The sequence below is a fragment of the Mycobacterium sp. TH-M82 genome (assembly GCF_057473605.1).
In genome coordinates, this window is sequence record NZ_JBYCKY010000438.1 from 1 (window position 1) to 11,024 (window position 11,024).

The window sequence follows — 11,024 nt, forward strand, 5'->3', positions numbered from 1 at the left end:
GCGCCGAAGAACACCCCGACCGGGGTCGGCACGAACGTGTCGCCGACGCCCATCTCGTCGGCAACCTCCTTGACGATGCGGTCGGCGTCGGTGAACGTCGGGTTGGCAACCACCCCCAGCATCCGCTGCCCCTGGTCGTAGTGCGGCATCAGCTCGGCGTACCAGTCGGTGATATGCGACCACTGCTTGTCGGCGAAGAACGGCGCCGGCGGAATGTACAGCGTGTTCGCATAGTTCAGCGAGCCACCGCCCACCCCGGCGCCGGCCAGGATCATCACGTTGCGTAGCAGGTGAATTCGCTGGATGCCGTAGCAACCCAGCTTCGGCGCCCATAGGAACTCCCGCAGATGCCAGGAGTTCTTCGCGAAATCGCTGTCGGCGAATCGCCGGCCAGCCTCCAGCACCCCGACCCGGTAGCCCTTCTCGGTCAGCCGCAGCGCGGTGACGCTACCGCCGAAACCCGAACCGACGATCAGAACGTCGTAATCCGGCTGCATGGTCAGCAGCCTACGGCGAGCATGCGCAAACTCGCACGAATGCACCCCCGGTAACGCGATTCTCCGCATGCTCGCGCCGGGAAGTCAGCTCCCGACGGCCAAGCCGACCTTCTGGAACTCCTTCAGATCGCAGTAACCGGCCTTGGCCATCGACCGGCGCAGCCCGCCGACCAGATTCAGCGAGCCGAACGGGTCGTCGGACGGCCCGGTGAGCACCTGGGCCAGCGACGGCCGCTCACCGAAGGCCACCTGCAGCAGCGCCCCGCGCGGCAACGACGGGTGTGCGGCCGCGGCCGGCCAGAACCAACCGTCACCCAGCGCCTCGGCGGCGGCGGCCAGCGGCGTGCCCAGCACCACCGCGTCGGCGCCGCAGGCGATGGCCTTGGCCAGGTCGCCGGAGCTGTGGATGTCCCCGTCGGCCAGCACATGCACGTAGCGGCCGCCCGTCTCGTCGAGGTACTCGCGACGGGCCGCGGCCGCGTCGGCGATCGCGGTGGCCATCGGCACGGAAATGCCCAGCACCACGTCGGAGGTGGTCACCCCGGACGTCGAGCCGTAGCCGACGATCACCCCGGCCGCCCCGGTGCGCATCAGGTGCAGCGCGGTGCGATGATCGAGCACCCCGCCGGCCACCACCGGGACGTCGAGGTCGGCGATGAACGTCTTGAGGTTCAGCGGCTCGCCGTTGCTGGCCACCCGTTCCGCGGAAACGATGCTGCCCTGGACCACCAGCAGATCGATGCCGGCAGCGACCAGCGCCGGGGTGAGCGCCTGGGCGTTCTGCGGACTGACCCGCACCGCCGTCGTCACCCCGGCTTCGCGGACCCGCGCCACCGCGGCCCCCAGCAGGTCGGGATCCAGCGGCGCGGCGTGCAGTTGCTGCAGCAACCGGATCGCCGCGGATTCGGAGGCCTCTGCGGCTGCCATCTCCACGACCTGGGCCACCTTGGCTTCGACGTCGGCGTGCCGGCCGATCAGCCCCTCGCCGTTGAGCACCCCGAGGCCGCCGAGCCGGCCCAGTTCGACGGCGAACTGCGGTGACACCAGCGCGTCGGTGGGGTGCGCGACGACCGGGATCTCGAACCGGTAGGCGTCCAGCTGCCAGCACGTCGACACATCTTTCGACGACCGGGTGCGCCGCGACGGCACAATGTTGACGTCGTCGAGTTCATAGGTACGACGGGCCGTGCGGCCCATGCCGATCTCGACCGTGTCACGCATGCGGGCCCCCTGAATTCTGCTTGACACTGCGGTCACGCAGACAAAGTGCGAGTGGCCGCCTGCATGGTGGCAGACTCAACGCGCGGAGATACATCGCGGTTTTCTCAGCGCACGTAGTAGTTGGGCGCTTCGACGGTCATCGTGATGTCGTGCGGATGGCTCTCTTTCAAGCCGGCCGCGGTGATCCGCACGAACTGCGCCTGCTGCAGCTCTTCGATGGTGGGCGAGCCGGTGTAGCCCATCGCCGCCCGCAGCCCGCCGGTGAGCTGGTGGATCACCGTCGACAGCGGGCCGCGGAACGGCACCCGTCCCTCGATGCCCTCGGGCACCAGCTTGTCCTCGGAGAGCGCGTCGTCGGCGAAGTAGCGGTCCTTGGAGTACGACGTGGCTTTCCCCCCGGCAGACCCCCTTCCTTGCATGGCGCCCAGTGACCCCATCCCGCGGTAGCTCTTGAACTGCTTGCCGTTGACGAAAACCAGCTCGCCGGGCGCCTCGGCGGTGCCGGCCAGCAGCGACCCCAGCATCGCCGTCGACGCGCCGGCGGCCAGCGCCTTGGCGATGTCGCCGGAGTACTGCAGCCCGCCGTCGGCGATCACCGGCACGCCATGCGGACGACACGCCGCAACTGCTTCCAAGATCGCGGTGATCTGCGGAGCGCCCACGCCGGCCACCACCCGGGTGGTACAGATCGATCCGGGGCCGACGCCCACCTTCACGGCGTCGGCGCCGGCGTCGACCAGTGCTGCCGCCCCGGCCCGGGTGGCGACGTTGCCGCCGACCACCTCGACCCGCTCACCCCCTTGGGCCTTGAGTTTGCCGACCATGTCGAGCACCAGCCGGTTGTGGGCGTGCGCGGTGTCCACGACCAGCACGTCGACTCCGGCGTCAGCCAGCGTCATCGCCCGCACCCACGCGTCGTCGCCGACGCCGACCGCGGCCCCCACCAGCAGCCGGCCGTCGCTGTCCTTGGTGGCCAGCGGATGCTGTTCGGTCTTGACGAAGTCCTTGACGGTGATCAGGCCGGTCAGCTTGCCGTGGCCGTCGACGATCGGCAGCTTCTCGACCTTGTACCGGCGCAGCAAACCCAGCGCGGCGTCCGCGGACACCCCCACCTGGGCGGTGATCAGCGGCGCCTTGGTCATCACCTCGGCGACCGGCTTGTCCTGGTCGACCTCGAAGCGCATGTCCCGGTTGGTGATGATGCCAACCAGGGCACCGGACTTGTCGACGACCGGCAGACCCGAGATCCGGAACCGGGCGCACAGCGCGTCCACCTCGGCCAGGGTGTTCTCCGGTGAGCAGGTCACCGGGTCGGTGACCATCCCGGCCTCCGAGCGTTTCACCGTCTCGACCTGACCGGCCTGCTCGGTGACCGGCAGGTTGCGGTGCAACACACCCATGCCACCGGCCCGGGCCATCGCGATCGCCATCCGCGCCTCGGTGACGGTGTCCATCGCCGAGCTGACCAGCGGCACCTTCAGCCGGATCCGCTTGGTCAACTGACTGGAGGTGTCAGCGGTGGCGGGCACCACGTCGGAGGCCGCCGGCAGCAGCAGGACGTCGTCGAACGTCAGCCCGAGCATCGCGACCTTGCCCGGGTTGTCGGGATCGGAGCCGCCGGCCGCCGCCGCCTCGTCGAGCAGGCCACCGAGATGCGGGACAGCAGAGCCAAGGGTCATCGGGGGCCTCCACTACGCAGCCGGGTTGAGAAGCGTGAGAAGCCCATCCTAATCGCTCGCGCCCCGCGCGGTGGGTCCGTTGCGCCCCGCCCGCTGGCGTTACGTCGGACGGACTGCGTACCCTTAGGGGCGTGCGTGACCATCTGCCACCCGGTTTGCCACCCGACCCCTTCGCAGACGACCCTCATGACCCGTCGGCCGTCCTGGACGACGTCGAGCCGGGGCCACCGCTGGACCCGCAGGAACGGACTGCCGTCGAGGCAGACCTGGCCGACCTGGCAGTCTACGAAGCGCTGTTGTCGCCCAGGGGGATTCGCGGCCTGGTGGTCTGCTGCGACGACTGCCGCCAGGACCACTATCACGACTGGGACATGCTGCGCGCCAACCTGCTGCAATTGCTTGTCGACGGCACCGTCCGGCCGCACGAGCCGGCCTACGACCCCGAGCCGGAGACCTATGTCACCTGGGATTACTGCCGCGGATACGCCGACGCCTCACTCAACGGCGCCACCTCGGAGGCCGACGGGTACCGCTGACCCACGTCAACCGTGCCGCCAGTCACCGCCGCGGCGGCCCACCAGCGCTGCGCGACTGGCCCGGATGTCGCGGATCTCCCGCAGGGTGCGCGTCGGGCTTCCGATGTCGATCAGCAGGCTGGCCAGCGCCCACTGCAGCGGCACCAGGCCGAACGCTTCGGCGGCGCCCAATGCCGCGTCGGCCACGGCCCGCGCCCTGTCGACGTTGCCGTCGCAGCACAGCGCGCTGGCCAGCACCATGTCGCTTTTGACCCGGTGCCGGGCCGATCCCGTGGTCAGTTCTTCGGCCTGCTCGGCCCGCCGGACCGCGGTCGCCCCGTCGCCGGTGGCCATCGCCAGCTCGGCGGTCACCCAGGCCCGCCGCACCGCCAGCCGGTGTGCCGGCGTGGTGACCGGATCCGGCAATTCGGCGGCGCGGGCCAGCAGCGCCGCCGACGCCGCGAAACGGCCGACCCCGAGCGCGTCGGCGGCCAGCCCGATCAGCGCGTCGGCCCTGGCCTCGAGATCCCCGGGATCGTCGCCGGCGTGCGCCAGCGCCCGGCCGTCGCACCCACGGGCCAGACTGTGCCAGCCCAGCTGGCGCAGGAAAGAGCCCCGCGTGCTGTGCGCCAGGGAAACCAGCGGAGCCAGCGGCCCGGCCGGCGGGTTGCCCAGCAGCGCCGCCAGGTCGGCCCGGGCGGTGGCGAAGCGGCCCTGTCCGCCGGCGGCGACCGCGCGCAGCCACAGCTGGCGCGGCGTGGCGGCGGTCGGCAGCGGCCAGGTGCCGGGTTCGCTGCCGAACGCGGCGGCGGTGAGCACAGCGTCGTTTTCGGGCGTGAGCATGGCAGCGCGAACGCTATCAACCCGTCGGTGCGAGGAGTACGTCAGTTAACAGTTCGTAGTATCTGCGTTACAGCCGTATTAATCCGACGATGTCTTGGACAAAAGTGAGTTCGCCACGGCCAGAAGTGAACTGGTGATTTGCAGCGCACTCCGTGTCGACATGACGTCGACATGACCGCAGGCCCTCGACGGGATGTAGCAAGCGTGTCTCAGCGGTAAAAGTAAGGCGAAATTCAGCCACCGCCGTTAGGGTTCGCGGTAGCGTCGATCACGTTGGAACGGTTTGCCGCTCGGCCCTAGCATGGTGTCGCCGACACCGCTCGGGCCTGCTTCGCATCACCGTTCAAAGGGGGGTTTTACATGTCAGAGGTTGATCAACTGCCCAGCCGCAAGACCGACAGCTGGGATTGGCAACTGCGCGGTGCCTGCCGCGGCGTCGATTCGTCGGTGTTCTTCCCGCCCGACGGGGAACGCGGCCGAGCCCGCGCGCAACGGGAGAGGCACGCCAAGCAGTTCTGCCGGAACTGCCCGGTGATGGCGCAGTGCCGGGCTCACGCGCTGACGGTCGGCGAGCCGTACGGGGTCTGGGGCGGCATGTCCGAGGCCGAGCGCTATGAACTGCTCAAACGCGACCTGCGGCGGAGCGTCTAACGGCGGCATGACCGCCTGGGGCGCTATTAGGGCTCTCGGCGTGGGGCTCATCCGGCCATTCCCACCAGGCGCGTGAGCTGGTCGCGGCGCTCGATGTCGAGCTTGGCGAAGATGCGGTAGAGGTGCCCGTCGACCGTTCGCATCGAGACAGACAGCCGATCGGCGACCTGGCGGTTGGATAACCCGGCGGCGACCAGTCTGGCGACCTCGCGTTCCCGGTCGGTGATGGGCAGCGGCCGGGCGGCCGCCTCGGTGGCCGGGGTCCGCAGTCCGCTCTGGCCGGCCAGCCAGTGCGCCCGGGCCGACGACTCCAACTCCTTGCGGCGGTGCCCGGTACGCGCGTGTTCGCACGCGGCCTGGGCTGCCGCGTCGGCGACCAGCGCTATCGCCCCCAACTCGGCGAACCGGTCAGCCGCGGCATCGAGCACGTCGCCGTCGCGGTCGGCCAGGCCGCGGGCATGCGCGGCGACGGCCCCCGCCAACGGAGTGTCCAGCAACCTGGCGAGTTCCCCAAGCCTTGCGGCGCGCGACCGGTCGCCGAACCGGACAGCGGTGTGCAGCGCCCGCATCTCGACGGCCCACATCCCGGATCGCCGGGCGATCTGCGCAGCGCGCAGCGCGTGCGCCTGAGCAGCGGTGGTCTGGCCGACCGACGCCCGCTCCCAGGCGCGGGCAAGCTCAAGTTCGGGGAGGAACACGACGACCTGCGGCCCATTGGCGTCTTCGCACGCCTTCAGGGCGATGGCAGCGGCGGCGCAATCGCCCCGCCCGGCCTCGGCTTGCGTCAACCAGGCCGCCACCAGCATCAACCAACCCGGCGGAAAACCCTGCGACATCACCGACACCGAGTCGTGAAATGCCGCGCACGCCGAAGCCAGCGCGCCGCGGGCCATGCTGACGATTCCCAGCATCGAGTTCGCGAAGGCCTCCGCTTGGGCCACACCCGCGGTCAGCGCCGTGCAGCGTTGCCGGACCCGATCGGCCGCCGGAAAATCACCCTCGGCCGTCAACGCCATCACCTCTGCCAGGCCGATCGTGAACCGCAACAGCCCCGACTCGGCCCGCCACCCCGCGTCAGCGATGCGGGCGGCCTCCGGGAAACGCCCAGCCAGGGCCAACGCCCACGACGCCGCCGAAGCTGCCCACACCGTCGCCTCCGGCTCGACCTGCGACTCGCACACCGCCATCGCGGTACTGATCGCCGTGGGCAGATCCCCGGAAGCGAACGCGAACGTCGCCTCGATGGCGGTGGCCAGACCGGGTGAGGCCGCGGACTCGACGCGGTCCTTCACCTCGGCCAGCACCGCTCGGGCTGCATCGACTCGCCCGCAGCTCCAGAACAGATTCACCGCGCGCAGACAACCCCATCGCTCGGTGAGCAGTTCATCGGCGCCGTCGGGCCCGAACGCGCCCAACACCGCCTCGGCCTCCGCGCCGCGGTCCTGCCAACTGATCGCCTCGGCCAACACCATCGCCGCCGCCAGGCCGCCACCGCGGTCGAACGCAAAGCGGGCCAACTCCTCGCCGGCGACGACGTTCGACATGGCGACCGCGCTGGCCGCCGCCTCAATGATCACGTCGAGATCCGGGGGCAGATCGCTGCCCACCAAGAACTGGGCCAGCCGGATGAGGGTGCGCACATCCGGGCTCCCAGTGCGCGGTGCCATCGCCGCCAAACGCTGCCGCAGTTGTTGGGCCAGTAGGCTATTGAGCTGCCGGGTCCGCACCACCCCGGCACGCCGGAGTGCCGCTTCACCGAAGACGGGGTGTTGCAGCCGCGCCACCAGCAGCGAACCGTCGGCGACGAGCTGAATCAGGCCTCGGCGCTCCAGGCATGCCAGCGCGTCGTTGTCGCAGACCTCGCGCAGAATCTCCCAGTCCAGCACCTCGGCGACGGCGAGGACCTCGACGACCTCCAGTTCCTCGGGGGCCAACGACCGCAGCCGAAAATCCAGAAGGTCATAAAGCTCGTCGCCACTGCGCAGCGGGCCGCGAAGTTGCCAGCCCAACTCGGTCCGCGCCAGCACACCGTTCTCACGGCCGGCGAGCAGCAGGCCGCGAAGGAACAGCGGGTTGCCGGCGGTCCGGCGATACAGCTCATCGACCAGACGGCTCGCGACCGCGTCACCGAGCACAGCACGGGCCAGCTCCCCGGTCTGGGCCCGGGTGAACGCCTCGATCCTCAGCCGCAGCACCAGCCCTTCCTTCCACAGCGCGGTCACCGCGTCGGGCACCTCACCATCGGCACCATCGGCACCATCGGCACGGATCACCACGATCAACCTGCAACGGCCACTGAGCGCGAGTTGATGCAGCAACGTCGCCGACAATGCGTCGAGCAACTGGGCGTCGTCCACCACCAGCACCAGGTTGTCGTCCTGCTCCAACGCGCGGTGTGCGGCGGCGAGCAGCACCGCAGGTTCATGTGCTTCACCGATGGCCACCGACCGGTAGAAGGCCCCCAACGGGACGGCGCGGCCGGGCGCGGTGCCCAGCACGAACCGCACTGTCCGCCCGCTGGACTGCAAGGCCTCGGCAAGAGTACGCGCCAGCGTCGACTTGCCGACCCCGCTCTCGCCGACCAGCGCGACCCCGCGCACCTGCGCGCCGCCCTCGACCACCGCCAACGCCCGGTGAAACTCGGCGTCGCGAGCCACCATCGGCCAACGCGGTGCAGACCCCTCGGACCCCTGCCCCGCACTCCCAGTCTCTCGGCCCACATGCTGCGGGGACTGGAGCCTGTCGGCTTTGGGCGTGTGTTCGGGCATCGGCATGCCCGACCGTAGCACAGTGCGTCCCGTTTTAGAGATTAAATCCCTATGAACAGATCTATAACTACAAACAGAGGCTGTCGGATCTATATCGAGTGGTTGTGCCACTATCGATGGACACGCTACCATCAGCACGTGACACGCACCAACAGAGAGGGCCGCGACCTCAGGCGGGTTCTCGAATACGCCCTGAATCGCGACATCTCCGACGTCGAGATGGCCGGCGCGCTGGGCATGCCGACGAGCACCTTCGGGAAGCGTAAACGCAAGTCCGACTTCCCGACCTTCGAGGAGCTGACGCAGCTGGCCGTGTACTTCGGGCTCGACGCGCTCGCCCTCCAGGTCGACTTCGGGTTCATTCCCGAGGACGCCCTGCGGGAGCCGCGCCCTTTGCTGTCGACGACCAGGAGGACGGCGACAACCAAGCTGGTTAAGCTCAGGCCGCGCCCGGACGCCGCGCCGTTGTGATGGACCTTGAGTAACCTTGCGGAATCGGTCCGGCGCTATCATCTGGGGACACACGGGAGGTGTCCAGTGGCATTGACGCTGTTGGTCTGCGCCACCACGTTGTTCAGCGCCTACACGTTGTGGACGCGGCGCTCCACCTGGCGGGTCCAGTGGGAGGGTGCGACGACGACCGCCGTCATCGCCTTCACCGCCGGCATCATGTTGATCACGCCGCTCGTGGCCGTGCTATGGGATGCGCCGCTGCACGCGGTCACGAGAGTCTGGGGACTGGAGCACCTGATTGGGCACCTGACGTATCTGATCGGCCTCGCGGCGCTGCTGCACGCCACAATCGGCCGTATCGATCTGCCCGACCCGCGACAGTTTTTCCGGCGGCGAATCCTGCTCCCCGGCGCCGTCGCGGTCCCCGTTCTCATCGTCGTGTTCCTCAGGTACGCCCCCGACCACCCGGTGCCCGACTTGATCCACGACGACACTGCGCCGGCGTACTGGCTGCTCCTGTGCGCAGCAGCCACATGGATCATCGGCAATCTCATGTGGGGGCTGTCCATTGTCCGACGCTCTCCGCCTAGCCGTGTGGTCGCCGACATCTACCTAACCGCATTGGGCCTCGATGGCGCTTGCGTGGCGTGCCTGGTGCTGCACGCCGTGTCGCGGTTCCCTGGCTGGCCAGGCTGGATGTTCCTGTGTGCGTCATGTGTGGGCTACACGTCCGGCGCATGGTGGTCGTGGCGACTCAAGCTGCAGTGGCTTGGCCTGCAATCGCGAGGATTCAGCGTCACGGTTCGAGACAGCCGGACCGTGGCCCGCCTATAGCCCGGTCGGCAGCCCGCGAGTTAGCTCAGGGTCAACTCGCGCCCGCCGCGATCACCTGGTCCACCTCCAGTGCCCGGTCGGCCATCTCGGCGTGTGCCTTGTCCAGTGCGTCGGCCTGATCCTCGTCGGCCTTCATCAGCGCCTCAATGTCGAAGCCGGCCATGTCGAGGACACCCATGTCCTTGAAGGCCTTCTGCACCTTGTCGCCCCACAACCCGATGTCCTTGACGATCGGCACGATCCGGCTGAACAGGTGCGAACGGAATTGGATCATCAGCGGCGAGTTGTCGACCCAGTCGGCACACTCTTGCACGTCGAGGCCGAGCGTCTCGAAAACCTCCTCGCCGCGGAACCGGTCGCGCATCAGGTAGCAGGCGTCCACGACAAACTCTTCACGCTCGTCCCGCTCGGCCTTGGTCAGCGCGCGGTAGTAATCCTTCAGCGAGATTCGGCCGAAGGCGACGTGCCGGGCCTCGTCCTGCATGACGTAGGCCAGCAATTGCTTGGCCAGCGAGTCCGGCGGAGCCATGTCACGCAGCACCCCGAAGGCGGCCAGCGCGAGCCCTTCGATGAGGACCTGCATGCCGAGGTAGGGCATGTCCCAGCGCGAGTCGCGCAGGGTGTCGTCCAGCAGCGCGGTGAGGTGCTTGTTGATCGGGTAGACCAGGCCGACCTTCTCCTGCAGGAACCGCGCGAACGCTTCGACGTGCCGAGCCTCGTCCATGGTCTGGGTGGCCGCGTAGAATTTCGCGTCCAGGTCCGGGACCACATCGACGATCTTGGCCGCGCACACCATCGCCCCCTGCTCGCCGTGCAGGAATTGCGAGAACTGCCAGGACTGCGAGTGCCGGCGCATCTCGGAGCGCCGTGATTCGTCTGCGGCCTCCCACATCGGGCTGCCGAACAGCGGGTGGAACTCGTCGGGCAGCCCGACCGGGTTCTTCGGGTCGACGTCTTGTGCCCAGTCGATGCGCGACTGGGCATCCCACTGCTTGTCCTTTCCTTTCTGGTACAGGGAAAGGAGCCGGGCGCGCCCCTCGTCGTACTCCCAGGTGAAGCGCGCGTCGCCGACGCAGGGAACCTCCCACGAGTACGGTGTGGGCACATCTGTGTACTTGTCCTTCGTGGTCATGAGTTGCCACCTCTCTGCCCGGTGTGACCGGTGGTCATATGATGATTATCACAGTGCACCGCGTGCGGCAGCCTGTCAACTCTGTCACCATCGAAGCCGCCGAACAGGCCGCCGATCTAACGCCACGTCTCACCGATAGGCGTCGCTGCGCTTGGCCACGTTGAACACTATTACTTCGCCGGCAGCGTCGTCGGTGGAGTACACCACCCGATATTGTCCCAACCGTATACGCCAATCACGCTGACTCCCAACCAGTTTCTTCGCCTTGACCGGTCGCGGATCGTGGGACAGACCTATGACCGCCTGCAACGCTGCTTCCAACTCGCCACGGGGGAGTCGCTGCAACTGCTTGAGTACGTCAGGGTGGAACGAGATCCTCATCCGGCCGCGAACGCGTCCGCGTCGACACCGAGCTCATCGAGCATCTCCGC

At 68.5% G+C, this 11,024-nt stretch carries 11 protein-coding genes; 4 read left to right on the forward strand and 7 right to left on the reverse strand.

Annotated features, from left to right (window positions below; translation table 11 throughout):
• The 3 genes from AC2VON_RS13505 to guaB form a co-directional block, all read right to left on the reverse strand.
• On the reverse strand, positions 1 to 497 hold a 497-nt coding region (locus tag AC2VON_RS13505; protein ID WP_486953421.1), incomplete at its 3' end, for an FAD-dependent oxidoreductase.
• A gap of 84 nt (positions 498 to 581) precedes the next feature.
• Complete coding sequence (locus AC2VON_RS13510; RefSeq protein WP_486953422.1) at positions 582 to 1,718, reverse strand: GuaB3 family IMP dehydrogenase-related protein; 1,137 nt, start codon at positions 1,716 to 1,718, stop codon at positions 582 to 584.
• 104 nt (positions 1,719 to 1,822) lie between these two features.
• A complete protein-coding gene (gene guaB / locus AC2VON_RS13515) occupies positions 1,823 to 3,397 on the reverse strand; it encodes an IMP dehydrogenase (protein ID WP_486953423.1) in 1,575 nt (524 codons plus the stop codon).
• A gap of 131 nt (positions 3,398 to 3,528) precedes the next feature.
• Here guaB and AC2VON_RS13520 point away from each other — a divergent pair, with 131 nt between their 5' ends.
• On the forward strand, positions 3,529 to 3,933 hold the full coding sequence (locus tag AC2VON_RS13520; RefSeq protein WP_486953424.1) for a DUF5319 domain-containing protein: 405 nt from the start codon (positions 3,529 to 3,531) through the stop codon (positions 3,931 to 3,933).
• A gap of 6 nt (positions 3,934 to 3,939) precedes the next feature.
• Here the strand turns inward: AC2VON_RS13520 and AC2VON_RS13525 are convergent, their stop codons facing one another.
• Positions 3,940 to 4,755: a hypothetical protein gene (locus AC2VON_RS13525; RefSeq protein WP_486953425.1), complete on the reverse strand. Its 816-nt coding sequence runs from the start codon at positions 4,753 to 4,755 to the stop codon at positions 3,940 to 3,942.
• 360 nt (positions 4,756 to 5,115) lie between these two features.
• Between AC2VON_RS13525 and AC2VON_RS13530 the strand changes: the two genes are divergently transcribed.
• Positions 5,116 to 5,406, forward strand: a complete 291-nt coding sequence (locus AC2VON_RS13530; RefSeq protein WP_486953426.1) for a WhiB family transcriptional regulator — start codon at positions 5,116 to 5,118, stop codon at positions 5,404 to 5,406.
• 47 nt (positions 5,407 to 5,453) lie between these two features.
• Here AC2VON_RS13530 and AC2VON_RS13535 read toward each other — a convergent pair whose 3' ends face one another.
• Positions 5,454 to 8,066, reverse strand: a complete 2,613-nt coding sequence (locus tag AC2VON_RS13535) for a LuxR C-terminal-related transcriptional regulator (protein ID WP_486953427.1) — start codon at positions 8,064 to 8,066, stop codon at positions 5,454 to 5,456.
• 246 nt (positions 8,067 to 8,312) lie between these two features.
• On the opposite strand from AC2VON_RS13535, the gene AC2VON_RS13540 reads away from it, so the two are divergent.
• Together AC2VON_RS13540 and AC2VON_RS13545 are read left to right on the forward strand one after the other, a co-directional pair.
• A complete protein-coding gene (locus AC2VON_RS13540; protein WP_486953428.1) occupies positions 8,313 to 8,645 on the forward strand; it encodes a hypothetical protein in 333 nt (110 codons plus the stop codon).
• Between the two features lie 66 nt (positions 8,646 to 8,711).
• Positions 8,712 to 9,461 (forward strand): hypothetical protein, encoded by a 750-nt coding sequence (locus tag AC2VON_RS13545; RefSeq protein ID WP_486953429.1) that lies wholly within the window; start codon positions 8,712 to 8,714, stop codon positions 9,459 to 9,461.
• Between the two features lie 31 nt (positions 9,462 to 9,492).
• Here AC2VON_RS13545 and AC2VON_RS13550 read toward each other — a convergent pair whose 3' ends face one another.
• Positions 9,493 to 10,593 carry a ferritin-like domain-containing protein gene (locus AC2VON_RS13550; protein WP_486953430.1) on the reverse strand — a complete coding sequence of 367 codons (1,101 nt, stop codon included), beginning with the start codon at positions 10,591 to 10,593 and terminating at the stop codon, positions 9,493 to 9,495.
• 129 nt (positions 10,594 to 10,722) lie between these two features.
• A complete protein-coding gene (locus AC2VON_RS13555; RefSeq protein ID WP_486953431.1) occupies positions 10,723 to 10,974 on the reverse strand; it encodes a type II toxin-antitoxin system RelE family toxin in 252 nt (83 codons plus the stop codon).
• Positions 10,975 to 11,024: the final 50 nt, after the last annotated feature.

Coding starts and splice junctions, on each gene's coding strand:
- AC2VON_RS13530 (WP_486953426.1), top strand. CDS start 5,116: ATGTCAGAGGTTGATCAACTGCCCAGCCGCAAGACCGACAGCTGGGAT.
- AC2VON_RS13525 (WP_486953425.1), bottom strand. CDS start 4,755: ATGCTCACGCCCGAAAACGACGCTGTGCTCACCGCCGCCGCGTTCGGC.
- guaB (WP_486953423.1), bottom strand. CDS start 3,397: ATGACCCTTGGCTCTGCTGTCCCGCATCTCGGTGGCCTGCTCGACGAG.
- AC2VON_RS13555 (WP_486953431.1), bottom strand. CDS start 10,974: ATGAGGATCTCGTTCCACCCTGACGTACTCAAGCAGTTGCAGCGACTC.
- AC2VON_RS13510 (WP_486953422.1), bottom strand. CDS start 1,718: ATGCGTGACACGGTCGAGATCGGCATGGGCCGCACGGCCCGTCGTACC.
- AC2VON_RS13550 (WP_486953430.1), bottom strand. CDS start 10,593: ATGACCACGAAGGACAAGTACACAGATGTGCCCACACCGTACTCGTGG.
- AC2VON_RS13535 (WP_486953427.1), bottom strand. CDS start 8,066: ATGGTGGCTCGCGACGCCGAGTTTCACCGGGCGTTGGCGGTGGTCGAG.